General features: G+C 48.7%; 28 protein-coding genes and 2 pseudogenes. 15 read left to right on the top strand and 15 right to left on the bottom strand.

Annotated elements, in window-relative coordinates; genetic code table 11:
- Both DSM465_RS20380 and DSM465_RS0116905 read right to left on the bottom strand, forming a co-directional pair.
- A pseudogene (locus DSM465_RS20380) lies at positions 1–175 on the bottom strand (RNase A-like domain-containing protein); the annotation flags it as partial.
- 354 nt (positions 176–529) lie between these two features.
- Positions 530–1,648: a TIGR04053 family radical SAM/SPASM domain-containing protein gene (locus DSM465_RS0116905; RefSeq protein ID WP_008879023.1), complete on the bottom strand. Its 1,119-nt coding sequence runs from the start codon at positions 1,646–1,648 to the stop codon at positions 530–532.
- 422 nt (positions 1,649–2,070) lie between these two features.
- Between DSM465_RS0116905 and DSM465_RS19470 the strand changes: the two genes are divergently transcribed.
- Positions 2,071–2,214, top strand: a complete 144-nt coding sequence (locus DSM465_RS19470) for a hypothetical protein (RefSeq protein WP_155121005.1) — start codon at positions 2,071–2,073, stop codon at positions 2,212–2,214.
- Between the two features lie 284 nt (positions 2,215–2,498).
- Here DSM465_RS19470 and DSM465_RS0116895 read toward each other — a convergent pair whose 3' ends face one another.
- Both DSM465_RS0116895 and DSM465_RS0116890 read right to left on the bottom strand, forming a co-directional pair.
- Positions 2,499–3,080 (bottom strand): molybdenum cofactor guanylyltransferase, encoded by a 582-nt coding sequence (locus tag DSM465_RS0116895; RefSeq protein ID WP_029761842.1) that lies wholly within the window; start codon positions 3,078–3,080, stop codon positions 2,499–2,501.
- 103 nt (positions 3,081–3,183) lie between these two features.
- The gene (locus tag DSM465_RS0116890) at positions 3,184–3,417 is read right to left on the bottom strand and encodes a DUF2249 domain-containing protein (protein WP_008879025.1); all 234 of its coding nucleotides are present in this window, start codon (positions 3,415–3,417) and stop codon (positions 3,184–3,186) included.
- Between the two features lie 128 nt (positions 3,418–3,545).
- Between DSM465_RS0116890 and DSM465_RS19675 the strand changes: the two genes are divergently transcribed.
- Positions 3,546–3,713 carry a hypothetical protein gene (locus DSM465_RS19675; RefSeq protein ID WP_008879026.1) on the top strand — a complete coding sequence of 56 codons (168 nt, stop codon included), beginning with the start codon at positions 3,546–3,548 and terminating at the stop codon, positions 3,711–3,713.
- A gap of 67 nt (positions 3,714–3,780) precedes the next feature.
- Here the strand turns inward: DSM465_RS19675 and DSM465_RS0116880 are convergent, their stop codons facing one another.
- Positions 3,781–6,144, bottom strand: coding sequence for a nitric-oxide reductase large subunit (locus DSM465_RS0116880; protein ID WP_008879027.1), 2,364 nt, complete (start codon positions 6,142–6,144; stop codon positions 3,781–3,783).
- A 229-nt stretch (positions 6,145–6,373) separates the two neighbouring features.
- Between DSM465_RS0116880 and DSM465_RS0116875 the strand changes: the two genes are divergently transcribed.
- The 5 genes from DSM465_RS0116875 (at position 6,374) to DSM465_RS0116855 (ending at position 9,607) form a co-directional block, all read left to right on the top strand.
- Positions 6,374–7,066 carry a Crp/Fnr family transcriptional regulator gene (locus tag DSM465_RS0116875; protein WP_029761840.1) on the top strand — a complete coding sequence of 231 codons (693 nt, stop codon included), beginning with the start codon at positions 6,374–6,376 and terminating at the stop codon, positions 7,064–7,066.
- Positions 7,067–7,441: 375 nt separating this feature from the next.
- Positions 7,442–7,681, top strand: a complete 240-nt coding sequence (locus tag DSM465_RS0116870; RefSeq protein WP_008879029.1) for a DUF2249 domain-containing protein — start codon at positions 7,442–7,444, stop codon at positions 7,679–7,681.
- Complete coding sequence (locus tag DSM465_RS0116865) at positions 7,678–7,887, top strand: DUF2249 domain-containing protein (protein ID WP_008879030.1); 210 nt, start codon at positions 7,678–7,680, stop codon at positions 7,885–7,887. Before DSM465_RS0116870 ends, DSM465_RS0116865 begins: the two co-directional genes overlap by 4 nt.
- Complete coding sequence (locus tag DSM465_RS0116860; RefSeq protein WP_080320014.1) at positions 7,884–9,134, top strand: hypothetical protein; 1,251 nt, start codon at positions 7,884–7,886, stop codon at positions 9,132–9,134. The genes DSM465_RS0116865 and DSM465_RS0116860 overlap by 4 nt, the downstream gene beginning before the upstream one ends.
- 170 nt (positions 9,135–9,304) lie before the next feature.
- The gene (locus tag DSM465_RS0116855) at positions 9,305–9,607 is read left to right on the top strand and encodes a metal-sulfur cluster assembly factor (protein ID WP_008879032.1); all 303 of its coding nucleotides are present in this window, start codon (positions 9,305–9,307) and stop codon (positions 9,605–9,607) included.
- A 466-nt stretch (positions 9,608–10,073) separates the two neighbouring features.
- On the opposite strand, the gene DSM465_RS0116845 is transcribed toward DSM465_RS0116855, so the two are convergent.
- From DSM465_RS0116845 to DSM465_RS0116835, 3 genes are all read right to left on the bottom strand, one after another.
- Positions 10,074–12,200, bottom strand: a complete 2,127-nt coding sequence (locus tag DSM465_RS0116845) for a heavy metal translocating P-type ATPase (protein ID WP_029761838.1) — start codon at positions 12,198–12,200, stop codon at positions 10,074–10,076.
- Positions 12,190–12,561: an ArsR/SmtB family transcription factor gene (locus DSM465_RS0116840; protein WP_008879034.1), complete on the bottom strand. Its 372-nt coding sequence runs from the start codon at positions 12,559–12,561 to the stop codon at positions 12,190–12,192. Before DSM465_RS0116840 ends, DSM465_RS0116845 begins: the two co-directional genes overlap by 11 nt.
- 197 nt (positions 12,562–12,758) lie before the next feature.
- The gene (locus tag DSM465_RS0116835) at positions 12,759–13,526 is read right to left on the bottom strand and encodes an alpha/beta fold hydrolase (protein WP_008879035.1); all 768 of its coding nucleotides are present in this window, start codon (positions 13,524–13,526) and stop codon (positions 12,759–12,761) included.
- Positions 13,527–13,644: 118 nt separating this feature from the next.
- Here DSM465_RS0116835 and DSM465_RS0116830 point away from each other — a divergent pair, with 118 nt between their 5' ends.
- The 6 genes from DSM465_RS0116830 (at position 13,645) to DSM465_RS0116800 (ending at position 17,238) form a co-directional block, all read left to right on the top strand.
- Complete coding sequence (locus DSM465_RS0116830; RefSeq protein ID WP_011886907.1) at positions 13,645–14,451, top strand: Cof-type HAD-IIB family hydrolase; 807 nt, start codon at positions 13,645–13,647, stop codon at positions 14,449–14,451.
- 211 nt (positions 14,452–14,662) lie between these two features.
- Complete coding sequence (locus tag DSM465_RS19670; protein ID WP_008879037.1) at positions 14,663–14,815, top strand: hypothetical protein; 153 nt, start codon at positions 14,663–14,665, stop codon at positions 14,813–14,815.
- Between the two features lie 2 nt (positions 14,816–14,817).
- Positions 14,818–15,018 carry a DUF3813 domain-containing protein gene (locus DSM465_RS0116820; protein WP_008879038.1) on the top strand — a complete coding sequence of 67 codons (201 nt, stop codon included), beginning with the start codon at positions 14,818–14,820 and terminating at the stop codon, positions 15,016–15,018.
- Positions 15,019–15,192: 174 nt separating this feature from the next.
- Positions 15,193–16,056, top strand: a complete 864-nt coding sequence (locus DSM465_RS0116810) for a DegV family protein (RefSeq protein ID WP_011886906.1) — start codon at positions 15,193–15,195, stop codon at positions 16,054–16,056.
- 365 nt (positions 16,057–16,421) lie between these two features.
- A complete protein-coding gene (locus tag DSM465_RS19170; protein WP_008879040.1) occupies positions 16,422–16,553 on the top strand; it encodes a DUF3941 domain-containing protein in 132 nt (43 codons plus the stop codon).
- A gap of 193 nt (positions 16,554–16,746) precedes the next feature.
- Positions 16,747–17,238, top strand: coding sequence for a YajQ family cyclic di-GMP-binding protein (locus DSM465_RS0116800; RefSeq protein ID WP_008879048.1), 492 nt, complete (start codon positions 16,747–16,749; stop codon positions 17,236–17,238).
- A gap of 323 nt (positions 17,239–17,561) precedes the next feature.
- Here the strand turns inward: DSM465_RS0116800 and DSM465_RS0116790 are convergent, their stop codons facing one another.
- The 3 genes from DSM465_RS0116790 to DSM465_RS0116780 are packed head-to-tail and all read right to left on the bottom strand — an operon-like array spanning position 17,562 to position 19,546.
- Complete coding sequence (locus DSM465_RS0116790; RefSeq protein ID WP_029761837.1) at positions 17,562–18,272, bottom strand: B3/B4 domain-containing protein; 711 nt, start codon at positions 18,270–18,272, stop codon at positions 17,562–17,564.
- A 19-nt stretch (positions 18,273–18,291) separates the two neighbouring features.
- Entirely contained in the window at positions 18,292–18,933 is a 642-nt protein-coding gene (locus DSM465_RS0116785) for a LysE family translocator (protein ID WP_029761836.1), read from the bottom strand.
- Between the two features lie 7 nt (positions 18,934–18,940).
- Complete coding sequence (locus DSM465_RS0116780; protein ID WP_029761835.1) at positions 18,941–19,546, bottom strand: FMN-binding negative transcriptional regulator; 606 nt, start codon at positions 19,544–19,546, stop codon at positions 18,941–18,943.
- Positions 19,547–19,666: 120 nt separating this feature from the next.
- Here DSM465_RS0116780 and pdxR point away from each other — a divergent pair, with 120 nt between their 5' ends.
- Entirely contained in the window at positions 19,667–21,046 is a 1,380-nt protein-coding gene (gene pdxR, locus DSM465_RS0116775) for a MocR-like pyridoxine biosynthesis transcription factor PdxR (protein ID WP_029761834.1), read from the top strand.
- Positions 21,047–21,127: 81 nt separating this feature from the next.
- On the opposite strand, the gene DSM465_RS19665 is transcribed toward pdxR, so the two are convergent.
- Positions 21,128–21,280 (bottom strand): hypothetical protein, encoded by a 153-nt coding sequence (locus tag DSM465_RS19665; RefSeq protein ID WP_169817290.1) that lies wholly within the window; start codon positions 21,278–21,280, stop codon positions 21,128–21,130.
- Between the two features lie 549 nt (positions 21,281–21,829).
- On the opposite strand from DSM465_RS19665, the pseudogene DSM465_RS0116765 reads away from it, so the two are divergent.
- Positions 21,830–22,069: pseudogene (locus DSM465_RS0116765) on the top strand (DUF1572 family protein); the annotation flags it as partial.
- A 67-nt stretch (positions 22,070–22,136) separates the two neighbouring features.
- On the opposite strand, the gene DSM465_RS0116760 reads toward DSM465_RS0116765, so the two are convergent.
- From DSM465_RS0116760 to DSM465_RS0116750, 3 genes are all read right to left on the bottom strand, one after another.
- A complete protein-coding gene (locus DSM465_RS0116760) occupies positions 22,137–23,210 on the bottom strand; it encodes an ABC transporter substrate-binding protein (protein ID WP_029761831.1) in 1,074 nt (357 codons plus the stop codon).
- Positions 23,211–24,014 carry an ABC transporter permease gene (locus DSM465_RS0116755; RefSeq protein WP_008879051.1) on the bottom strand — a complete coding sequence of 268 codons (804 nt, stop codon included), beginning with the start codon at positions 24,012–24,014 and terminating at the stop codon, positions 23,211–23,213.
- Positions 24,011–24,518 (bottom strand): ABC transporter permease (locus tag DSM465_RS0116750; RefSeq protein ID WP_029761830.1); only part of this gene is annotated, 508 nt, incomplete at its 5' end. The genes DSM465_RS0116755 and DSM465_RS0116750, both read right to left, overlap by 4 nt.

The raw sequence follows: 24,518 nt of genomic DNA, 5'->3' as shown, positions 1-24,518 counted from the left end.
AATGAACGAGTTCATCCCTCAGCTCTTCGATTGCGGGCGTGCTGACGCCGGGGAGATTCATCGCAAGGGAAGAGAGCTCCCACGATAACGTCATCCGCGCCCGCTGACACGCATCTTCCGCATCGGGAATATGTCCAGCGACTGTTTCTAGCTCATCTGGCTTTACATGAATCATTGCCCGCACTGCACCCTTTCATAATCATGATCCAACACGCTTGACATGTAAGACATTCTTTCTTCACTCTCCGCTTATGCTTTGTATAAATGGTAACATAAGCTAATATAGTGTAAATTATGATTTTATTACCATTTTTTACAACGTGTCTAGTGATTATTTATACCTAACCTGTAGTGCTAATCGAGTGTCAGCGCTCAACCAGCCCAAGTGTGACCATGACAATTCGTTCATTCTTGGATAATGAATGTCTTTCTTTGTCAAGCGCAAAATCAAACATAAACAAAGCGGGTGCTCCCTTCGAAAAGAGAAAGACAACCTAACATCCAAATGTGATGTTGATCAATCGTTGGCCTAGCAACAATTTGTTCCTTTGTTTCGCAGCGCCTTCGGAATATAGATGCAGTACGGTTCGCTTTCCAAATAATCGCCTGTTACAGCATAAGCACGCGAACGTGAGCCGCCGCACACATGGCGGAATTCGCAGACACCGCATTTTCCTTTGTATTTATCTGGGTTTCGCAAGTCTTGGAAAATCGGCGAATTTCGGTAAATGTCAGCGAGCGGCGTTTCCCGGACGTTCCCAGCTTTGACCGGCAACAGCCCGCTCGGATAAACGTCGCCAATATGGGAAATAAAGACGAAGCCGTTGCCGTCATTCACCCCTCTTGGCGCCCGGCCGAGCCCATCGACTTGCCCGGTTAATCCTTTATTCAAGACATCTTCGTAGTGAATGCCATCTTTCGCCGTTTTCCCTTCGCGCATTTTCGACTGCAACACAACGCGACGGTAATGTTGGCCGGCCGTCGTTTTTATGTCAAACGGAACGCGTTTGCTCGTTTCATACAGCCAGCGGAACACCCGTTCATGCTCGACGGGGGAAATCATATCCGACTCTTTCCCTCTCCCTGTCGGGACGAGGAAAAAGACACTCCAAAGAACACATTTCAACTTCTCAACCAATTCCACCATCTCATCAAGCACATGAACGTTGTACCGTGAAATGACGGTGTTGATTTGCACAGGAATGTCAAGCTCATGCAAGTATTGAATCGCGCGAATCGTCAAATCAAACGAGCCGCTCGTACCGCGGAAATGGTCGTGAATCTCGGCGTTCGGTCCGTCAAGACTGAACGCCCAACGCGCCAAGCCAACTTCTTTCGCTTTGCGGATCGCCTCCTTCGTCACGTTAGGCGTCGCGCTTGGCGTCATCGACACGCGCAATCCTTTATCAATCGCATATTTTGCCAAATCGTACACATCCGGCCGCATGAGCGGGTCGCCGCCGGTAAAAACAAGCATCGGCTCATCCATATCATAAATCTCGTCAATGAGCTTTTTGCCTTCTTCAAACGTCAACTCGCGCGGGTCGCGGTGGTATTGCGCCTCAGCGCGGCAATGAAGGCATTTCAATTGGCACGCTCGCGTCAATTCCCAAATCACGATAAACGGATTTTCATTGAAGTCGCGCATACAGTTCCCTCCTTGGCCTCCATTGTAACGCAATGACTGGGCGCATTATGTGATTTTCATCACATAATGAATGAGACGAACAAACTTGTTCAATCGACGGGATAGATGCCATCGAGAAACCATGTAAAAGGGCAAACGGCTCATTCCAAAAAAGATGATAAAACGGCTCCTCATTCCGCTCATTCGCCCTCGCTTTGACCGGTAAACGATCAGCGAAAAAACGGATCGATGACGAACGGGAACAGCTGTACATCATCACCAACGTTCTGGCGGCCACCGACAAGTTCATCCATCAACAACTGTCGAAAAGGGAAAGAAGTGGAACAAAGAGTTCTGCCTGTTCGTCGAAGAACTCGAGCAACAACGAGAAGACATGTTGAAAAAGGAGATGAAAAAAGAGGAAGCAGACCACAAGATCATACATGAAAAAAGCAAGCAACCAAACAAGCCGAAAAACAAAAGCAATGGAAATCGCCGAAAACTTGCTCGATGCGCCGTCCATCCATGAAGTGGCAAAACGAACGAAGCTGATCATTGCGAAAGTGCTGAGTGGGCGAAGGAAATGAACAAAAACGACTCATCCTCAATAAATTAAACAATAAATTCTTTTTTGTCGATTTAAGTCTCAGCTTCCCCTCTTTCTTGCCGATTTGATGTAGTAGAAAGTTTTTCTTCGTCAATCATTAGGTTGTATATCTACACAAAAGGCGCATCCATTCAATCGTGAGACACGAAAATTCATTCGCTCATTCATCCATTCCCCTCGGAAGCTGGTGACTTAGCAGACCATGAAGCGCAATGACAACACCTACCTAGGCGACGGTCCCTTCCGCTAATGCGGCAGCTCCGATCAGCTTTCGTATTCTTGTTGTGTATTCACATTGCGCCACACTTTTTGTTCTTGGGCAAGCTCATTCGTATCGACATAACGGACACGAACACGGTCAAGAAGCGCCGTCATCCGCCGTTCACCGGCATCAAGCAGTTCGGCAATCACCGAACCAAGCCGCTGGTGGTATAAGGCAACGAGGGGCTCCGTGCGGTCGCCATGAAGCGGAACGATGGCGTCAAACGCCGAGTCGGCGTACGCAGCGAGCCGCTCCGTCACTTCTTTCCGCATATACGGCATGTCACACGGCAGGACGAACACCCAGTCGGATTGACTCCATTCCATAGCCGTATAAATCCCGGCAAGAGGCCCACAGCCACGGTATCGCTCCATATCCAACAACACCGGGATGTCCGTTTGCCGGCGAAACTCATCAACAAGCGACGGATGGCTGATGATATACAATTCATCAACGATCGGAGCGAGCGCTGCAACGGACAAGGTGAAAAACGGAGCGCCTTGATGCAATGCAAACGCCTTCGGCCGCCCAAAGCGGCGCGACTGGCCACCGGCGAGCACCGCTCCAGCAATGGTTCGTTTCATCGCGATTCCCCTTCCGAACATCGTCTACTCCTACCGTACCATAACGAACGGATGAAAAAAAGATTTCCGCCTGCAGACGGAAATCCTAACGGGGGGGGTTGATTTATTTTTTGCCGATGGCCACACGCCAGACATCTGGCCCTTCTTCTAAATACTCCCACGTAAACTGATCTGGACGCTCCATCATAAATTGATATTGCAACGGACGCGGGTCATGGTCATTGGTGAGCTCCATCACTTCTCCTGGTTTCAAGCTATCAAACAATCGAAAAATCGCCGGATGGCGGTCGCGCGGCGGATAATCCGGTGCATGGATTTTTGCAGCAAATTGGCTCATAACGTTGGCCTCCTTTGTAGTATAATGAATTATATACTTATCATAGTTGCTTTCGCCTAAGACAGTAGTGACGAACATCACAGTCGGCTGGTGAACATTTTCAATCCCCGTGAAAGGAGAAATGGCGATTGGGAGAGCTTGTTGGCTTTTGCGCGCAATGCGGCAAGCCGATCCATTGCTTGCATGGGTTTTTAAACGGCGTCATCAGCGAAGGAAAAGAAACGTTGTACTGTTTTCCTTGCCATGAAAAGCAAAAGGAAAAAGAAGGCGTACAGCCAGACAAATGCCACAGATAAATGAAAACGCTCACAAACAAAAATCATCGCAATAAAAAGCACAGCGGAATTCCGCTGTGCCCTTTTGTTATTCTTCCTCTGCCAAGTTCGCCACCGGCAACTCTTCCCCTTCACCGTGCGTCGGCTTGCGCAAATGGAACAACGCTTTGATGGCAAAGACAAGCAAAGCGACGACACCGATCAAAAAGATCGTATCCGGAACGGCGCGAACAAGGAGTAAGTTTTGTACGACGTCTTGTTGCAGGAACGAAGGCGAACGCGACGCCCAGTAACCGTGGATGAACGCCTCTTTCATTTGCAAAATCCCAACCGGAAGGAGTGTGATGACAACCATGCCGGCGAGGCCGATGTTTAACATCCAGCAAGAGAATTTCAGCCATTTGTCGTTCCACGCTTCTGGTTTGACGATGTTGCGCAGCGAGTAAAGAAGCACGGCGATCGCAAACATGCCGTATACGCCCATCATCGCCGCATGACCGTGAGCCGGTGTTAAGAATTGACCGTGCTCAAAGTAGCTGACCGCCGGCAAGTTGATCAAGAAACCAAACACACCCGCGCCGACTAGGTTCCAGATCGCTGTGGAAATCAAGAACCAGAATGTCGCTTTATACGGGAAGTTGGCTCCACCGTCGCGCATCATTTTGTACTGCTCATACGCTTCTAAAATAAGGAGCGTGAGCGGAATAACTTCGAGCGCCGAGAACACCGCGCCAAGGGCGATCCATACTTCCGGCGACCCGTTGTAATAATAGTGGTGACCGATGCCGATGACCCCGCTGCCTAATAAAATCGTAAATTGGAAGTAAAGCGCCCGAACCGTCGATTTTTTCGTTACGAGTCGCAATTGAACGAGCAAGAACCCGATGACAACAACGGCGAACACTTCGAAAATCCCTTCCACCCATAAGTGGATGATCCACCAGCGCCAAAAGTCAGCCATCGTAAAGTTCGTATCCGGCTGAATAAAGAACGCAAAGATATAAAAGAACGGAACGGCAATGGCTGAATAAAACAGCAAGTGAATGAGCCCGCCTTTGTCGCTTTCCCGCTTCAGCCCGCGTTTGACGCCACGGAAGACGATGAACAGCCAAAGGAGCATGCCGACGACTAAAATAATTTGCCAAATGCGGCCCAACTCAATGTATTCCCAACCTTGATGGCCCAAGAGGAACCATTCGTTTCCTAAATAGCCGTTGACGCCAAGCCATTGACCGATCATGCTGCCGCCGACAAGGACAACAAGCGCCCAGAAGAGCAGATCGACAAGCAATCCTTGCTTTTTCGGTTCTTGTCCGCCGACAAGCGGGGCAATGAAAATCCCCATGCCAAGCCATGCGGTCGCAATCCAGAAAATCGCCAGCTGCAAGTGATACCCTTTGGCAATGTTAAACGGCAATATGTCGTAGATCCATTTGATGCCAAAGAAACTGTCCGGTTCCGTATAGTAGTGAGCAAGCAATGCCCCGAACATTGTTTGGACGAAAAAGAGCGCCGATACGACGACGAAGTATTTGCCCGCTTTCACTTGTGACGGAGTCAGCGGCTGCCGCCGTAAATCGATGACCGGAAACTTCCCTTCCGCATACGCCTCTTGCATGCTTAATTGGTAGCGATAGAACACGTACAAAATAATCCCGATAAACAAAATCAAAATCGTAACACTAGCACCGCTCCACCATACCGCGGAAAACGACATCGTATTGCCAGCATCCTCATAGTACGGCCAGTTGTTTGTATACGTAATCTCGTCGCCAATTCTTAGCGTGCTCGACAGCCAAGCCGTCCAGAAGAAAAAGTCGGCAATTTGTTGGATTTGATCGCTATCGGCAACCCAAGCACGATTCGCTTTTGGCATGTCGCTTTCTTTAATCAATCCTTTTTTCAATCCCCAGCCGTCGCCATTGGTGAAGACATCGCGGTAATAATCCCGCACTTTTTCCAACCCGTATACTTGCGCATCTGTCAAGACGAGAACATCAGTAACCGGATTGTAGCGGTTTTTCCGCATTTCTTTAATGACTTGTTCACGGATGATCGACTTCTCATCATCCGTTAAATCAGCAAACGGTTTGTTATACCGTTCTTTCGCTTTGTAATCTTGCATGCCTTCCGTATACACTTTTAGCGCTTCCGCTGTATAGTCCGGCCCCATATACGACCCATGGCCAAGCACTGTGCCATAATCCATCAATCCGTATTTTTGGAAGACGGCTTGCCCACCGATGATCGTTTCTTTTGTCATCAACACTTCGCCGCTTTCACTGCGCACCTCCTTCGGCCTTGGCGCCATTTCTTTAAAAATCCAATACCCGCCGACAAGCAGGACAGTAAAACTAATTAAAATGGTAAAAATGAGAATGGATTTAAGAAAACTGTTAGTCGTTTTCCGCCCCGTTTGGATATTGGGGCGGACCGTTCGATTCACTTCCATATGAAGCAACCTCCTTCTCTTGACTTCGCCCTCATTGTAGCGTTCTAGAGCTCAGCGGTTTGTGAGCCGAGACAAATGTCAACTATGATTTATATCACATCGTTAAAGTGTGAGAGTTTATACAATGAAGACAGAAAAGGTGAAACGGCGCGGATTTCCAAAAGCCGCTGCCACCTGTTCCAACTAACAGCTGTCACATTTTTTTCATATTTTTAAAGGAGAGAACGCCATGGCGAACCATTGGATGAAAGATCGTTTAAAAACGGTTCCGTTGTTTCGCGAACTGTCCGATTACGAACTCGAATCGCTTGTCTCCATTTCCCATGTGCGCGTCTACAAGCCGCGGACATTTGTCTTTATGCAGGGCGATCCGTTAGAACGTGTCTATTTCATTCATTCTGGAACTGTAAAAATTTACAAAACTGATTTAAGCGGAAAAGAACAAATCGTCTCGATTTTGCAGACAGGGGAAACGTTTCCGCACGCCGGCTTCTTCTTAAAAGGCACGTACCCAGCCCATGCTGAAGTGGTGGAAGAAGCGACATTGATCGCCATTCCGATCCATGATTTTGAACAAGTGCTGATGGCCAGTCCTGAGTTATGCATGAAACTGTTTCGCGTTATGGGCGAGAAAATCGTTGACTTGCAAAACCGGCTCGAAGCACAAGTGCTTCATAATACGTACGAACAAATCGTGCTGCTTTTGTTGCGATTGACGCGGACAAATGCTGTCAAACAAGGGAAATGGTATCGCCTCACTACCCATGTGACGAACCGTGAACTGGCCAACATGATCGGTACCGCCCGCGAAACAGTCAGCCGAACGTTGAGCCAACTGAAGCGGAAAGGGTTGATCAATGTCGATGAACACGGCTTTTATTTGATCGACCAGGAAGCGCTTGAAAAAGAAATCTTTTTCTAATTCCCCGTATGTCTAAAAGAGTGGCGATTTCATCAAAACCGCTGCACAAAAAGGCGCTTCTCTAATAGATACACCTTGATGTTTAGCGCTCTCCAAAACCATTGATGTCAAGCACTGATCTTCTGAGAGACTTTGGATTTCACAACAAATGCGGCTCAGCAGGAAACTTGGATAAATGTCGCTTTTCCTTTCACTTGAGAGCCATCGAGAGAGAAAATGATTGTTCGTTTAGAAACATCACTCATTCAGAGGAAAACATCACTCTTTTTCAAACTAGCGGCAAAAACAACGTTTTCTGACCGCATGGTTGTGAGCTATATCACAACATCCAGAAATGAAAATGATTATCATAATAGCAAAAAGGGGAGAATATGCATGGGTGTAACGATTGAACTCGATGTACGCGAAGATTTGCGGCAAAAACGAGAACCGTTTGAAAAAATTATGAACGCCATTAAACCGCTGCAGCCGGGCGATACGTTCATTTTGCATGCTCCGTTCAAGCCACTGCCGTTGTTTCCAATTATGAAAGCGAAAGGATTTACGTACGAAGCGGAACAAATCGAAAAAAAGCATTGGAAAGTGACGTTCATCAAGCAGGGGGGAGACCAATGATCCTCGATAACCGCGGGCTCGAGCCGCCGCAGCCGATGATGCGGACGCTCGCTGCCCTTGCTAAGATGAATCCTGGTGAGACATTGACGATCATTAACGACCGCCGACCGATGTTTTTGTACGAACAGCTTGATGAGCTCGGCTACCGGCACGAGACAATTGCACGTGAAGACGGCAGCTTTGAAATTCGGATTACGAAAGGATGAGCACTATGTTTCCGACCCGCACCGGAACGGAAACGGACATTCGCCTTCCGTTTTCCTTTATCATTTTTGCCGTGTTGGCGCTTGCCGTATCGCAGCTTGTGCTGCTAGCGGCTGTTCCTGCACTGAGCGGCGGTGCGTTTCGGCTGCCGCTCGTATGGTCGGCGGCCCATTTGGCCTTGCTCGGCTTCGCCCTAATGGCGGCGATGGGGGCGATGTACCAGCTCGTTCCGGTTGCCTTTTTGACACCGATTTGGAGCGAGCGGCTCGGTTTCTGGCAGTTTGCCGTCACCGCTGTCGGCATCGTCACGCTTACCGCTAGCTTAGCGTTTATGCCAAACCAAGCGTTTTTCCCTGGGTTACTTCTATTTTTTGGCATTGTGCTGTTTGTTTGGCAAATGGCAATGACATTGAAACAACAAGGAAACAAAACCGTCATGACGCTGTTTGTCGCGACTTCCTTGCTGTTTTTGTTGCTGACGGCCGCCGCCGGAGCATTGCTTACGTTTCACTTTTTCGCCGCCACTGGCGCCAACAGCCATGAAATGGTGTTCGGCCTGCACGTGCTGTTCGGGCTGTGCGGCTGGTTTACGCTGCTCATTATGGGCTTTTCGTATAAAATGGCGCCGATGTTTTCGCTCGCTCACGGTTTTTCGATGCAGCCGGCACGCTATGTGTACGCGTTATACACGAGCGGAATCGCAGTGGCGCTAATAGGGCTCTTCTTGCCGGGCCGAGCATTGTTGACCATCGGTGCCGCTTTGCTAACAGCCGGATTCGCTCTTTTCGCTTGGCATGTGTACACCATTTTGCAAAAGCGGATGAAAAAAGTGCTCGACCGTCCATTTCAGTTTTCGTTATTCGCCATCGCCATCGGCCTTGGATTGCACGTTGCGGCCTTGGTCGCCGTCGTTGTCGGCAGTGGACGGCTGCTTGGCATCATCGTCTATCTATTCATTTTTGGCTGGATCATCTTTAGCATTGTCGGCTATTTGTTCAAAATCGTGCCGTTTTTATGGTGGACACACCGCTACAGTGAAAAAGTCGGCCAAGAAAACGTGCCGACGTTAAAACAAATGATGAATGAACGGTCGATTACCATCCAGTGTCTTCTATTCACTGTCGCTTTGGTGTTGGCTGCGGTGGCGCTTTTGTTCGCCAACGTTCCGCTATTTGCCGTTGCCCAGGCGCTATTCGCCGGATTAAGCGTCTTGTTTGCCGGAACAATTTTAGCCGTCTTCCGGAAATAACGAAATCCGTTGGTGGCTCGTTGGCGACGTCGAGGATGGTGACGCTCGGCCATGCCATTTTTCCATTTGAGAAACCATACGATAGCATTTCTTTTTCATCAAGCATAAGAGATGAAACCCCCCTGGCCTTCTTGGCCTTTCGGGAATCACGATCAAGGAGGAAATGAACGATGGATGTTCGTGAACTTGCCGTTCAACAGCTGAAAACCGTCATTGATCCGGAGCTTGGCATTAACGTAGTCGACTTAGGGTTGATTTACGATTTGCAAATTCAAGATGGCCATATCGATGTGCTCATGACGCTCACGACCCCCGGCTGCCCGCTTCATGATTCGATTGCCGGCGGCGTCAAACGGGCGCTTGAACAAATCGACGGCATCCGCGACGTGCGCGTCCAAGTGACGTGGAACCCGCCGTGGACGCCGGATCGAATGAGCGAAGAAGCGTTGCGGCAGCTTGGCTACTTTGCCTAAACGACCTCACCGTTCTTTGGCTGTCCCTCCATATTAGGTGGGCAGCCTTTTTCATTTCTCCTTTGGTCACTCACCGCTTTCCAGACATTTCTCTTCATCCGATTCAACTGGACGCTCGTTTCTATTTTTAGTTCGTATATACTCATCCTCATCGATGCCAATGGAAACGGACGGACCGCTCGCCTGATGATGAACTTCAGTTTGATGCAGCCACAGCTACCCGCTCCCCCTTGTCAAAATGAATCTTGCATAGGAGCCATCTCCCCTTTTCTTTCGATTGATCAGCCGAATGTCGAAGAGAGCTTCCACCATGGTGTTAGGCGTAAAACCCTAACTAACGACAGACAAAAAGACACGGGATGCAATTTCACCCCGTGTCTTTTTCTTGCTTCACTCCATCAAGTCGACCGCTTCTGCTACTCAAGCAAAACATGTAACCTGAAACTGTGTGCTGACAGCCCCCTTCTTACTCCTTCACCCGCAGCAGGCGCATGCTGTTTAATGTCACCAACAGCGTTGCCCCCATATCTGCGAACACCGCAAGCCAAAGGGTGAGCCAGCCCGGCACAGCAGCAATGAGCGCCAACACTTTTAACCCTAATGCAAAGGCAATGTTTTGCTTGATGATCGCAAGCGTCCGGCTGCCGAGACGGATGGTGTATGGAAGCTGACGCAAATCGTCAGCCATCAGCACAACATCAGCCGTTTCCAAAGCGGTGTCCGTTCCCGCTCCGCCCATCGCCACACCGACATCGGCTGCGGCCAAGGCAGGGGCATCATTCACCCCGTCGCCGACCATGGCCGTCATGCCATAACGTTGTTTCAGCTCACGGATCGCTGCTAACTTCTGTTCAGGAAGCAGTCCAGCACGAATGTCCGATACGCCCGCTTGACGGCCGATGGCTTGAGCGGTTTGCTCGTGGTCGCCTGTGACCATAGCCACTTCCTTAACCCCGAGGCGCCGCATCGCTTTGATCGTATCTGGCGCAGATGACCGCAGTTGATCAGCCGCAGCGATCAGCCCCAAAAGCCGACTGGCAGTGCCTATTGCCATCACGGTTTTTCCTTCTTGACGGAAGGCGGCGATTCGTTGTTCCACTTCATCCGGCAAACGGCCGAGCATGTCGACAAACAAGGACGGACTGCCAATGTAGTACGTTTCGTTTCCAACGACAGCCTTCACCCCTTGACCTGTTAACGACTGAAATTCATCAACCGGCACGTCAAGAAACGAAACACCCTCCTCTTTCGCCTGACGAACGACAGCGGAAGCAAGCGGGTGCTGTGACCGTTTTTCGATGGCAGCAGCCACTGCCAGCAGTCGTTCACGCTTCCCTTCATACACGATGATATCGGTTACGGCCGGTTTCCCTTTCGTTAACGTCCCGGTTTTATCAAAGGCAACCGCTCGCAGCCGGCCGATTTGTTCAAGATACACGCCTCCTTTGATGAGCACGCCGCGCCGGGCTGCATTTCCGATAGCGGTGACAATCGCCACCGGTGTCGAGATGACGAGCGCGCACGGGCAGCCGATGACTAGAACAGCAAGACCGCGGTACACCCAATCAAGCCAAGCGCCCCCCATCCAAAGCGGGGGCACGATGGCAATAAATAGCGCAAAGATAATAATAAACGGGGTATAGTAACGGGCAAACCGATCGATGAACGCTTGTGACGGAGCTCGTTCTGCTTGCGCTTCTTCGATGAGATCGATCATTTTCGCCAACGTCGTTTCATCCGTCCGCTTCGTCACTTTCACTTCGAGAAACCCTTCTCCGTTCAACGTCCCGGCGAACACCGAATCACCCACTGTTTTTTCCGACGGCATGCTTTCACCGGTAATCGCCGCCTCATTAACTGTGGATGCCCCGTTGACGACAACGCCGTCCAAGGCGATTTTCCCTCCCGGTCTAACGATCATCACATCCCCGACGCGAACGTCCTCGACCGGAACCGTCATTTCCTCTGCACCGCGCCGGATTATCGCTTCAGCGGGCGCCATTTCCATCAACGACGCGATCGACCGCCGCGCTTGATCCATCGAGTAGCGCTCGAGCGCTTCACTAATGGCGAACAAAATGACGACAACCGCTCCCTCCTGCCATTCGCCGATCGCCGCTGCGCCGAGAATGGCGATCGTCATTAACGTGTTCATGTCAAACTGCAAGCGGGCTAAATTCCGCAGCCCCGTCGAAAACAGGGAATAACCGCCGATCACAATCACCGCCAAATACATAGCGACCGCCAAAATACCACCGTCCGCCGCATCGGCCGCAATCCCAATCAGAAGCAATACGGCGGAGGCAAGGATGTTCCAGTTTTCTTTCTTCTTCCAAAACGGCTCCCGGCGGGTTATGCGCTCGCGTTCTTCACGAATTTTCAACCGCTCAAACGCCCCCGCTTGCTCGAGCTCCTCGATGGTCGCCTCCCCCCATACGGTCAGCTTGGCGGCGCCGAAATTCACTTTCGCTTCTTTGACGCCGGGCAAAGCTTTGACATTTTGCTCAAACTTGGCGGCACAGTTTGTACACGTTAACCCTTGCACTCGATACGTTTTTGTTTCGAGTTGCTCCAACGCCTGTTCATTCGCCACGGCCATCCCCCTCTTTCCGATGAGCAAGCGCCACAAGTAACAACTCGCGAATATGTTCGTCATCAAGCGAGTAAAAGGCGAGTTTTCCCTCTTTTCGATACTTCACGATTCCTTGTTTGTACAAAATGCGCAAATGATGCGATGTCGTCGCCACCGTCGCCCCGATCACATTCGCTAAATCACAGACGCACAGTTCTTCCTCTCCGCAAAGCGCATATACAATTTTCGCTCGGTTTTCATCAGCCAGCGCCTTGAAAAACGGCACAATGGCGGCAATGTTTTCATCATGCAGCCGGCGCTGAACACGGTCGACCTTTTCTTCATCATAACAGTAGACGTCGCACACATCCGGGCGATGCATGTCTTTTCTCCTCCCGCCGATATTCAAACATCCATTTGAATATAGCGTATCATATCTCTTTTTTATATTCAAATATTCATTTGAATGAAAAAAGGTGCCTAAACGAAAAAATCCGCCTTTCTTTGCATTGAAAGGCGGATTTCGTTCATAAAATCCTTCTTCATTTTCCACGGCGACGGGCTCACTGCCGACTTTGCTTACACATACTCGCAAAACCAACGCACCGTCTCTAAAAACGCTTCTCGTGTCACTTTATGACCCGCGTGCGGATCGGTAATAAATTTCAGCCGATCTTCGTTTCCTTCATAAAGTGGTTTAATTTGTTCGTAAAACTCATATGTATAAGCATACGGGACAACTCCATCACATTTCCCGTGCCAAATGAACAGTGGCCGTCCGGCGAGTTTTTCCGGTTGTTTCGATAAATCATAGCGGGCAAGCTTTTCTTTTTCGAGCGCAAGCAACGCCGGCGGCATCGGAATGTCAATTTGGCGCCGTTTCCCTTCTTCAATCATCGCATCAAAAAAGGCGCTATAGTTCGGACAACCCATCAACGCCACTGCCGCCTTCACCCATGGATACACAGCGAGCGCTCCAAACGTGACGATCCCACCCATCGATGTTCCGGCGACTCCGATCCGTTCCGGATCAGCAAGGCCGCGCTGGACAAGATCATTCTTAATCTCATTTATTTCCGTGATCGTCCGTACGACAATGTCCCAAAACGACAGCTGTAACCTCCGTTCGCTTAACCCTTCATCCCGCTCGCCATGGAATAACGCGTCCGGCAGCACGACACGATAGCCCGCCTCCGCGAGCAAGTAGCCGAAATGCAAATTATGTTCCTTGGCGCTCGTAAAACCATGAATAAAGAAAATAAGAGGCAGCTGTTCCAGCTTCTTTTCCGGCTTAACGACATGAAGAACCGGCACCTCGGCCAACTGTTCATTTTCGATCATGACCATTGTTATACAAACCCCTTTTCCTTTTCATCATGGTATATTGTACCATGTAGACAATTATTTCGAAAAAGAGTTACACTATGTACTAGGAAAAAAATGGCCAAAAGCAAAGGAGAGCGTAATGAAACAATATTTAATCGCCTTAGATCTTGATGGGACGTTGTTGAAAGAAGATAAGACGATTTCCCCATTTACAAAGGATGTGATTCGCCGCGCGATCGACGCTGGCCATTTGGTCGTTATCGCCACCGGCCGGCCGTATCGGGCGAGCCGCATGTATTACGAGGAACTGAACCTCACCACACCGATTGTCAATTTCAACGGTGCGTTTGTTCACCACCCGCGCCAACCGTCATGGGGAATGCGCCATTTTCCGTTGCCATTGCCTGTCGTTAAAGACATTGTCGAACTCGGGGAAACGTATCGAATCAAAAACATTTTGGCAGAAGTGATGGACGACGTCTATTCTCACGAACATGACGACGTCTTGCTCGACATCATCCGTCTCGGTAACCCAACCGTGGAAATCGGCGATTTGCGCCGCTCGCTCGGCAAAGACCCGACGAGCGTGCTCGTTTATACAGACCGTGAGCATATCGAACAAATCCGATCCCATTTATCCAATGTATATGCCAATGTGTTGCACCATCGGCGTTGGAATGAACCTTGGCACGTCATTGAAATCATCCGCCACGGCGTCCATAAAGCCGCTGGCTTAAAACAAGTCGCCGATTACTTCGGCATCCCGAGGGAACGCGTCATTGCTTTTGGTGATGAAGACAATGATTTAGAAATGATTGACTGGGCTGGGCTTGGCGTCGCCATGGGCAACGCCATCGAACCATTGAAAACAGTGGCTGACGATGTGACAACAACGAATGAAGAAGATGGCATCGGTGTATATTTGCAAGACGTTCTAGGCCTATAGCTATTCCATCCATCTCACTACGGGAGGTTTCACAAGCCTCCCTACTGCTTTCTTTCTGCTTCTCACCGACTGTGGACCTTCCTGACGCACAAAGCCGTTTGACAGTGACCAACGGCTGTTTGTAATGAATTTCCTTACTACTGTTCCCTGTCCGCGGTTACACTATACGTGACGCAACGTGCGTCTTCATTTTTTAAAGGGGGAATCCGTCATGGGCAAACGGAACAAATCAAAGCGTTTTATCCAGCAAAGTGTCGACGCAGTCGAACGACATGACAAACGAATCCCTTACCATTTGACGTACGCCGAAGCGGAAGCGCGGAAAGCGGAACAAGCGGTAGAAACGTCGCTTGGGGGCGCATAGCGATGGGTAACCGTTTATTTCAAGAGGCGCGTAAAGCCGTTGCGCAAGCGAAACAAGCAGCCAACGGCGAGATCGATATGAGCGTCGACCGCGCCATCGCCATCGCCAAAAACGCCTTGTCTTCAGCTTACGCGCATTCCAATACGGCCGAAAAAGCGCAGTTGCGTCAATTTCAAGCTGAGCTTGACGAGCTCACTCAATAACGGCTGCGGGATTCCCGCAGCTCTTTTTTGTTCGTGGCCGATTTTCCATTGTATTCCGGGCTCAAAACCGCTACACTGAACATAGAGACATCAATCGTTGTTCCCCTGCGAAAACCGCTCGTTCATCCGATGCGGACGCACGGAACACGGAAGGAGAAAAGAGGAGGACAAACAATGTCCATTCAAATCATTACCGACAGCGGTGCAGATTTGCCGCAATCTTATCTTCACGAGCATCAAATCGCCTTTTTGCCGCTTGTCGTCCATTGGGACGGCCAAGACTACGAAGACGGTGTGACGATCGAACCGAAACAAGTGTACGACGCCATGCGCCAAGGCCATGCAATGAAAACGTCACAGCCGAGTCCACTGGCAATGAAGGAGCTGTTTTTGCCATACGCCAAAGAAAACCGGCCATGCCTATACATCGCCTTTTCATCGAGATTATCCGGTACATACCAGACTGCCATGGCCGTCCGCAGCGAACTCCTTGAGGAATATCCTGAGTTTCGCCTGACGGTCATCGACTCAAAATGCGCTTCGCTTGGCCAAGGGCTCGCCGTCATAAAAGCAGTCGAGCTGGCTGAAAAAAACACCCCATACAACTTGCTTTGCGAAACAATTGAGGCGTACTGCCGCCATATGGAACACATTTTCACCGTCGACAATCTCGAATACTTGGCGCGCGGCGGCCGCATCAGCAAAACCGCCGCCGCCTTTGGAGGTTTACTCAATATTAAACCGCTCCTCCATGTTGAAGACGGAGCCCTCATCCCGCTCGAAAAGCTGCGTGGGCGAAAAAAAGTGTTGAAACGAATGGTCGAACTAATGGGCGAACGCGGCGATGATTTGCAAAAACAAATGATCGGCATCAGCCATGCCGATGACGAAGAAACGGCGCTTGAGCTGAAGCGAATGATCGAAGAAACGTACGGCTGTACACGCTTTTTCCTCTCCGACATCGGCAGCGCCATCGGCGCCCACGCCGGACCGGGGACGATCGCTTTGTTTTTTCTGAATAAATCCATTGAAATCTGACGACGTTCCCGTCGAACAACACACAGGCGCCTGCACAACATGGGCGCCTGTTCTTTTCACCGCAGTTAATCTCGAGAACCTTCTAAGCTTTCCGCCGTCTAAATGACATCCAAGACGCTCTTGTGCACGAGCTTTTCCTATTCCTTCGCGCGGATGCCGACTTGGATCTCCTAAGCCTTTATGGGCAAGCACCTTACTGGCGTTTATCGCCCCCGGTTCAAGAAGGTGTGACTATTCAAATCCCTATCCCTTCATGGAAATTCTCAAGGTGCTCTTCCATAAACTCCCTTCCCCCTTTCCGTGATATTTCATGTTGACTTGCTGCATACTAATGGCACATGATCGGAATTTAAGGAGGGCTGTCCATGCCAAACACAAGCGACAACGACAAAAAAGCACGCGACAACCAAGCGAAGCGCCATGAGAAAAACATGATGCGCGAAAAAAATCGCGAAGCCGGGAAATTCGCGTATTCGAAGAAGACGGATCATTTATAAGCAAAATGATAAAAGGCGGCCGAAACACCGCCTTTTTTCATATTTCTCCCCTCCCCCACTTTCCGCATGAAACTACATGCTGACCTCTTCCGGCTAAAAGATGCAACCTATCTTCTCCCTCCTTTGATTATGGTTGTCTTTCCTCCCACCTTTTTCTATAATGAAAGTACATCACACGCCCGGGAGGTTTATTATGGCGAAAGAAAGCTCATTTGATATCGTCTCGAAAGTTGATTTGGCCGAGGTGACCAACGCCATCAACATCGCCATGAAAGAAATTAAAACGCGCTATGATTTCAAAGGAAGCAAAAGCGACATTTCCCTAGAGAAAGATGAGCTCGTTCTCATCTCCGACGACGAGTTTAAGCTTGAACAGTTGAAGGACGTTCTGATTGGCAAGCTCATTAAGCGTGGGGTGGCGACGAAAAACATCCAATACGGCAAAATTGAGCCGGCCTCGGGTGGCACGGTACGCCAGCGCGCCAAGCTTGTCCAAGGGATCGACAAAGATAATGCGAAGAAGATCAATACGATCATTAAAAGCACCGGCTTAAAGGTAAAAAGCCAAGTGCAAGACGATCAAATTCGCGTCAGCGGCAAAAGCAAAGATGACTTGCAAAAGGTGATCGCCGCCATTCGCGAAGCGGATTTGCCGATTGATGTGCAGTTTGTGAATTATCGATAAGCGGATGAGGCAAACCTCCCATCCGCTTTTTGTTTTACAAGCAGAACGATAGGAATTTTGAAAGAGAAGCTAGCGGGCAAGTTCCCTATAATTCTTATAGTAAGGAAAAACCGCTCATCTTGGGTGGGAAACGCGAGCGCATGATATCAGGTAATGAAGTAAGCAGGAGGCCTCTACATACTAACCACCGCCCAACGAGCACACCAAACACAATGAAGGCAAGTGCCATGTCGACAATCGGTTCGGCGAGGCGCATCGCTTCTCCTTCCTCGCCGGGGAGGCCGATCATGGCGACAACTAAAGCAAGACTGTCTGGATGATCATTAATCTGTGATCGATATTTCTGAATGGCGGGCATCCAATAGGTGCATCTTCACCGTGCCGCCAAGATGGTGGCGCACAGAATAAGCCAGCTCTTCCAATGCTTGATGGAGTACCTCATGCCTTGTTTCGTCAATCGATTCGATACAAAGAAAGGAACGCGTCGTCTGTTCGGTGAGCATCGTCCGTTGGGCTTCCCGCCAATTCCAGCAGCGGCATATGGCGCCCACATCATCTTTATATACAATTTCTCCTTCATAAGGTGGATCGTTTTTCTCTCCTCCTAACGGGATGAACGGTTCATGGCCATCCGCCAGCGCCAGTCGGATGTCGCCAACAAATGTGTCGATATCCTCTCCCCCACAGGGAAGCCCGTAACGCAACGAAATAGCGTTATAAATATCCACAAGCGGGTTGATCGTTCGAATGTGTTGACCGTTTTTCACCCGCTTTAGCAGCGCTTCAACAGAACATCGTGCTCCTTTTTTCGTCTTAAATTTCCGAAACGCCTTCCGCCAAACCGCGATTACCGGATTGCGATGAAACTCTTCGAACTCAAGGAACTTCTGCGCCTCTTTCTCCGCCTCACGCAACATTTGTTCGTAAACATTTATATTCTTGCTACTATTGTCAATTCCTTGGGCAACGACTATACCAATTTTAGCGTGGGGAAATAAAGCCCAAATATCCTCTTCCACAATAAAACGAGTCATCATCTATTCCTCCATTCTCTTATGGTTTCGAAGGGCTCGCCAAAGCCGACAACAACCCTAACAAGATATAGCAACAGCCTGCCGCCTGGTTCATCACCTTCGCACTTCTTTTCCTAGCATCCAACCGTTTACGGATGCCCGCGGCCAACATGGCATACAAACTGTCATTCAACAAGGCAAGAACAACGAATATCGCTCCCAAAAGCAAAAATTGCCCCGCCACCGATCCAGCAGAAGACGAGATGAATTGCGGAAAAAAAGCCAGAAAAAAGAGCGCTGTCTTAGGATTGGCCACTTCGATAAGTACGGATTCGTAAAACACTTGCACTAGTGTTTTATCCTTCACGTTCTTGTTCGTACTTCCCTTATCATAATTGGAAGCAAAAAATAGTGTTTTACATCCCAAATAGATGAGATACACGGCTCCTAAGTATTTGACCATCGTAAAAGCGGCCGCCGATGTCATCAAAATCGCGGAAATGCCCACAGCTCCGAAGACGACGTGGACAGCGCCGCCCAGCATCACGCCAAGCACCGATACAAGTCCAGCTTTCGCTCCTTGTCCTATGCTTCTAGCCATAATGTAAAATACCGATGGCCCGGGAACGATGAGCAAAGCCATAGCTGTCACTACAAACAAGCTGATTGTTGAAAGTTCCATCGTTGTCTCACTCCTTATTCTTCATCAGTGAAGCGATGCGATTCTCGTTTTCAAACGGCATTTGCTCGAGCTGCTTGATAATCATCCCTTGCTGATGTACAGAATGGTTTTGACTTAATTTGGCTTTTCCCTCTATTCGCTCGATATGGATTTTAAAAGCTTGAATTCCGCTTCTCATCTTGGAAAGCAACTTAGCATCGACCTCTGACAACTGGTAACGGCTCCCCGGTGCTTCGTACTTTGCTACCATATCGTGTAGCGACCGCATGATTTCACCTTCATCATGGATAAGCTCCACATGACCATACACATGGACGACCACATAATTCCATGTCGGCACCGCTTGGTTCGTTTCATACCAAGAAGGAGAAATATAACAATGCGGGCCACAGAAAATCGCTAAGACCTTTTGGTGTTGAATGTCTTTCCATTGCGGATTAGCAAGAGCAAAATGGCCGTGTAAACATGTTTTCTCCACATCGAGCAACAGCGGTAAATGGGTAGCAAACAACTCTCCTTGATGCACAGACACCAAGGTAGCAAAACTGTTCTCCTTAATTACTTGATAGGCGACATCCATATCGTTAATAGCAAAATCCTTCGGAATATACATTGAATCCCTCCCTCCACTTTTTCTAACTTAACAATCCAATCTTTACGATGTATCATATAACTAAATTTGACATAAAAAAAGGGACAATAATAAAAAAATAAACATGTCAGAGGGATGGATATGAAAACGATCATTTTTGCTCTACATGACCGCTTGCCTAAATACAAACAAATCTACGAAAAGTTAAAATCGATGATTGAACAAGGCGACATCCAGGCGAATGAACCACTTCCCTCGATCCGTCAACTTGCTGAATCGTTGAATGTCAGCCGCAACACCACCTTAATGGCCTACGAACAGCTTGTTGCAGAAGGATATATTCGTGCGGAAAAACGAAAAGGGTATTTTGTCAATGAGGTGGAACCACTTTTCATTCCAAAAACCCAGGTTTCCTTGCGCCAATCGAAAAATGAACCGACATCGCCTGTTGTTGTTGATTTTCGTGCTGATGCGGTCGATACTGCTCATTTTCCTCTTAAAGCATGGAGACGAATTTCCAATCAAGTCTTTACTTCAGCAAACTGCTTTCACTATGGAGACCCGTTCGGGGAATTATGTTTGCGCGAACAAATCGCTGTCTACCTTTTGGAATCCCGTGGAGTAAATGCAGAGCCAAATGCCATTATCATCGGGAGCAGCACCCAACAAATGCTTCTATCTCTCGGTCATATCTTAAAAGATGAATTCGATAGCATTGTCGTTGAAGATCCAGGCTATGATGGTGCTAGGGAAGCATTTGAGTTTCATCACTTTCAATTGGAAACAGTACCCGTTTCTGAAGCCGGTGTTAACCTTTCGTCACTAGGGAAAGTATCATCGCGACTCATCTATGTCACCCCTTCGCATCAAAGCCCGATGGGAGTAAGCATGCCGATTCAGCAACGATTCATGCTCATCCAATGGGCAAATAAGGTGAAAGGCTATATTATTGAAGATGATTATGACAGCGAATTTCGCTATACACAAAAACCGTTTCCGGCTCTTGCCTCCATCGATTCATCAAGAGTCATTTATCTGGGCAATTTCTCGAAATCGTTTCTTCCGGGGATTCGGCTAAGCTATATGGTATTGCCGCTGCCACTTTTAGACCGTTATCAACAGAGATTTCGTCTTTTCGAAAGCACAGCATCCATCCTTAGCCAATTGGCGATGGCCAAATTTATGGCAGAGGGAGAATGGAGGCGTCATATTAAACGTATGCGTCTCGTGTACAAACGAAAAATGGAGCATTTAACATCGCTACTGCGAAAAGCATTTGGGGATATGATCTCCATTATCGGCGAACAGTCCGGTTTATACGTATTAATCAAAGTCCATTCTGACTATTCAGAGGAACAATTGCTTCGGAGCGCCTTGTCTCACGGAGTAAAGGTGTACCCTACCTCGCGTTATTTCGTTGAGCGTCGTCCCGATCGGCCGATCATCAAACTTGGTTTTAGCGGATTGTCGCTCGAGGACATTGAGCTTGGAGTAAAGCTGCTAAAAAAAGCGTGGGGCTAACGACGCAACGTCATCTCTACTCAAAGCTGTCCTCTTTCTTCCAAGGAAAACCACCCCTTCCGCTCAAACAGGCAGCTGGCATCAGACGCCGACCGCTCTCCCGATAAGCACGCCAAGAACGATAATCACCAGCGCCACACCGACAATCGGCCCGACAAGGCGCATCGTTTCTCCTTCCGCGCTAGGGCGGCCGAGTGTTGAAGCGACGAGCGCGATTCGCGCTGGGGCGGCCATCGTCATATTCGAAGCAGCGACGTTTTGCGTGGTGGCGTACCAGATTTTCCAGTAGTGCGCAGACGTAGCAAAAAGGAGTTATTTTCTTTACTTGGATTATTATAGTGAATATGGTAAGGGAGAAATCATTAAATTAACTCTGATCAATTCTTCGGGTAGAAACGAGAGTGGTATTCATGAAAAAAATTTACGAATATATATCTATCGACGAAAAAAAAAGAAGTAGTTGAAAAATTAAAAGCGGATTTAAAACAGTTAGAGCAAGAGATAAATCAAAATAAAGACTCCTTTTCAAAATTAGTATGCGAAATTTTGTATAGTACACGAGATAAATGGCATTTAGAAATTGAAGAGTTAGAAAATGAAATAAAAGCTAATAGTTAAACGGTTTAAAAAAGATCTTCAATGAATAAGGAATTTTTTCTCCCTTTTTCCCTGTTTTCTATTGTTTTTTCTGCTTGACAAAATAAAAAAAGCTATCCGAAACACATTATATAGTATGTTTTTTAAAAAATCGTACTATATATTGCTTTTTTATGGTTGCATGGTAAGATAGAAGCTTACTGGGAAAAGGGATGGTCTGCTTTCTTTCAAACGCTGAACGAACTGCAAGCAACGGACTTGTTGCGGACGGTCACGATCCGCGGCAAACCCCATTCCGTCATCGAAGCAATTGAGCGGCAAATGTATCATTATTCGTATCATATCGGACAAATTGTCTATATCGCGAAACAGCTAAACGCTGATCACTGGAAGACACTGACGATCCCGAGAAAAAGAAAGCACTAACTTTTTCAACAAAAAGCGAGCGCGTGTCGAGTTTTTCTAGACACGCACTCGCTCATCCGGTGATTGTTTACTTTTGATGCATCTTAAACTCCAAAAACAGCTCATTGTAGTAGGCAAGCATGCGCTTTCCTAAGTTTTCATACACTTCCAAACGCCCGACCGAATCTAAATCCGGATAAAAACGCTGGTCGTTGGCGATGTCTTTCGGCAAATAGCGAAGCGCCGCTTTATTTGGCGTCGAATAGCCGACATACTCAGCGTTTTGTGCCGCATGTTTTGGATCAAGCATAAAATTGATAAACGCGTGCGCTCCCTCGATGTTTTTCGCCGTTTTTGGAATTACCATATTGTCAAACCATAAGTTGGATCCTTCTTCGGGCACGACATAATCGAGCTTGTCGTTTTCGGCAATGATTTCCGCCGCATCGCCCGACCAGACGACACCGATGGCCGCCTCTTCATTGACGAGAAGCAGCTTGATTTCGTCGCCAACAATGGCCTTCACATTCGGCATGAGCCGGTCGAGCTTTTGTTTTGCCTCTCGCAGATGATGCTTGTTCGTATCATTGAGCGAATAGCCGAGGCTGTTTAATGCCATCCCCATCACTTCACGCGCCCCATCGACAAGCAAAATTTGATTACGCAAGCTTGGATCCCATAAATCGTTCCAGTCGGTGATCGTTTTGCCGCCAAGCATCTCGCGGTTGTAGACAATGCCAACCGTCCCCCAAAAATACGGCACCGAATACCGGTTATGCGGATCAAACGACAAGTCGAGAAACCGCGGTTCGATATATTTCAAATTCGGCAGCTTGTTATGGTCAAGCGGCAAGAGCAAGTTTTCCTCAATCATTTTGCTGATGGCGTAATCGGACGGAACGGCAACATCAAACGTCGCGCCGCCTTGAGCAATTTTCGCCATCATCGCCTCGTTCGAATCGAACGTTTCGTAAATCACTTTCCAGCCGGTTTCTTTTTCAAACTTCCGGATAAGCGCAGGGTCGATGTAATCGCCCCAGTTGTACACACTGACCGTCTTGTCGCCTCCATATCCTTCCGCTTCGTTCAGCTGCTGGGTCATGAACATGAGGGCGAACGCGGCGATGAATATAGCAGCAAATCCTTGAACAAGCCGTTTCACCTACTTCCGCCCCCCTATCCCATACATTCTCCCGCCTTTTTGGCTGAGCACGTAATAGCCGACGACAAGCAACATCGTAAACAAAAACAGCAATGTCGACAGCGCATTGATTGATAAGGAAATGCCTTGGCGCGCCCGTGAATAAATTTCTACCGATAACGTCGAGAAGCCGTTTCCGGTGACAAAAAATGTCACGGCAAAATCATCAAGCGAATAGGTGAGCGCCATAAAAAATCCGGCCCATATGCTCGGCGTCAAAAACGGAAGTACAACGCCCGACAGCACTTGCCACGGCCCTGCTCCCAAATCGCGCGCCGCATCGATTAACGTCGGACTCATTTCCTCGAGTTTTGGCAACACCATCAATACGACGATTGGCACGCTAAAGGCGATATGGGACAACAGCACGGACGTAAACCCCAGCTTAATGCCAGCCAGCGTAAACAGCAATAAAAACGAAGCACCGATGATGACATCCGGACTGACAATCAGCACGTTGTTGAGGGCGAGAAGGGTATGTTTCGTCCGTTGCCGCTTGACATAATAAATGGCCAATGCCCCGATGACGCCCAAAATCGTCGCGACTGCCGCTGACAACAAAGCGACGACAATCGTATTGAGCACGATGATCAACAATCGATCATCTGACAATACCTCGCGATACCATTCCAACGTGAATGATTGAAAATCGTGCATTGTCCCGCCGCTGTTGAACGAATAATACATCAAGTACCCAATCGGCGTGTACATAATAGCAAACACAACCAGCAAATATAAGCGCCCCCACCGATGTGTACGTTTCATCGACTTCCCTCTTTCCTTCCGCTTCCTGTCAAGAAGACAATGATCGCCATCGCGATCATTAACACAACGGCAATCGTTGCCCCCATCCCCCAATCTTGGGTGACGAGAAAATGCTGTTCAATGGCGGTACCAAGCGTAATGACGCGATTGCCCGCAACAAGACGCGTAATCATAAACAACGACAACGCGGGGATAAACACCGCTTGGCAGCCGGCTTTCACCCCGCCAAGCGTCAGCGGGAAAACGACACGGCGAAACGTTGTCCACGCCGAAGCGCCCAAATCGCGGGCAGCATCAATCAAGGTCGGCGGTAATTCTTCTAACGCATTAAAAATTGGCAGCACCATAAACGGAATAAAAATATACACCGAGACGAACACAAAGCTGAAATCAGTAAACAACAGCTGCCGCGCTCCGATGCCGATCGCTTGCAAGAAGGCGTTGGCCAACCCGTACGTGCCGAACAATCCTAAAAACGCATATACTTTCAACAACAAATTCACC

This window comes from Geobacillus thermodenitrificans subsp. thermodenitrificans DSM 465 (genome assembly GCF_000496575.1).
Lineage (GTDB): Bacteria > Bacillota > Bacilli > Bacillales > Anoxybacillaceae > Geobacillus > Geobacillus thermodenitrificans.
This window is presented reverse-complemented; position numbering and strand designations above follow the sequence as displayed.

Coding starts and splice junctions, on each gene's coding strand:
- DSM465_RS0116905 (WP_008879023.1), bottom strand. CDS start 1,648: ATGCGCGACTTCAATGAAAATCCGTTTATCGTGATTTGGGAATTGACG.
- DSM465_RS19470 (WP_155121005.1), top strand. CDS start 2,071: ATGAAAAAAGCAAGCAACCAAACAAGCCGAAAAACAAAAGCAATGGAA.
- DSM465_RS0116895 (WP_029761842.1), bottom strand. CDS start 3,080: ATGAAACGAACCATTGCTGGAGCGGTGCTCGCCGGTGGCCAGTCGCGC.
- DSM465_RS0116890 (WP_008879025.1), bottom strand. CDS start 3,417: ATGAGCCAATTTGCTGCAAAAATCCATGCACCGGATTATCCGCCGCGC.
- DSM465_RS0116880 (WP_008879027.1), bottom strand. CDS start 6,144: ATGGAAGTGAATCGAACGGTCCGCCCCAATATCCAAACGGGGCGGAAA.
- DSM465_RS0116875 (WP_029761840.1), top strand. CDS start 6,374: ATGGCGAACCATTGGATGAAAGATCGTTTAAAAACGGTTCCGTTGTTT.
- DSM465_RS0116870 (WP_008879029.1), top strand. CDS start 7,442: ATGGGTGTAACGATTGAACTCGATGTACGCGAAGATTTGCGGCAAAAA.
- DSM465_RS0116865 (WP_008879030.1), top strand. CDS start 7,678: ATGATCCTCGATAACCGCGGGCTCGAGCCGCCGCAGCCGATGATGCGG.
- DSM465_RS0116860 (WP_080320014.1), top strand. CDS start 7,884: ATGAGCACTATGTTTCCGACCCGCACCGGAACGGAAACGGACATTCGC.
- DSM465_RS0116855 (WP_008879032.1), top strand. CDS start 9,305: ATGGATGTTCGTGAACTTGCCGTTCAACAGCTGAAAACCGTCATTGAT.
- DSM465_RS0116840 (WP_008879034.1), bottom strand. CDS start 12,561: ATGCATCGCCCGGATGTGTGCGACGTCTACTGTTATGATGAAGAAAAG.
- DSM465_RS0116835 (WP_008879035.1), bottom strand. CDS start 13,526: ATGGTCATGATCGAAAATGAACAGTTGGCCGAGGTGCCGGTTCTTCAT.
- DSM465_RS0116830 (WP_011886907.1), top strand. CDS start 13,645: ATGAAACAATATTTAATCGCCTTAGATCTTGATGGGACGTTGTTGAAA.
- DSM465_RS19670 (WP_008879037.1), top strand. CDS start 14,663: ATGGGCAAACGGAACAAATCAAAGCGTTTTATCCAGCAAAGTGTCGAC.
- DSM465_RS0116820 (WP_008879038.1), top strand. CDS start 14,818: ATGGGTAACCGTTTATTTCAAGAGGCGCGTAAAGCCGTTGCGCAAGCG.
- DSM465_RS0116810 (WP_011886906.1), top strand. CDS start 15,193: ATGTCCATTCAAATCATTACCGACAGCGGTGCAGATTTGCCGCAATCT.
- DSM465_RS19170 (WP_008879040.1), top strand. CDS start 16,422: ATGCCAAACACAAGCGACAACGACAAAAAAGCACGCGACAACCAAGCG.
- DSM465_RS0116800 (WP_008879048.1), top strand. CDS start 16,747: ATGGCGAAAGAAAGCTCATTTGATATCGTCTCGAAAGTTGATTTGGCC.
- DSM465_RS0116790 (WP_029761837.1), bottom strand. CDS start 18,272: ATGACTCGTTTTATTGTGGAAGAGGATATTTGGGCTTTATTTCCCCAC.
- DSM465_RS0116785 (WP_029761836.1), bottom strand. CDS start 18,933: ATGGAACTTTCAACAATCAGCTTGTTTGTAGTGACAGCTATGGCTTTG.
- DSM465_RS0116780 (WP_029761835.1), bottom strand. CDS start 19,546: ATGTATATTCCGAAGGATTTTGCTATTAACGATATGGATGTCGCCTAT.
- pdxR (WP_029761834.1), top strand. CDS start 19,667: ATGAAAACGATCATTTTTGCTCTACATGACCGCTTGCCTAAATACAAA.
- DSM465_RS19665 (WP_169817290.1), bottom strand. CDS start 21,280: ATGGCCGCCCCAGCGCGAATCGCGCTCGTCGCTTCAACACTCGGCCGC.
- DSM465_RS0116755 (WP_008879051.1), bottom strand. CDS start 24,014: ATGAAACGTACACATCGGTGGGGGCGCTTATATTTGCTGGTTGTGTTT.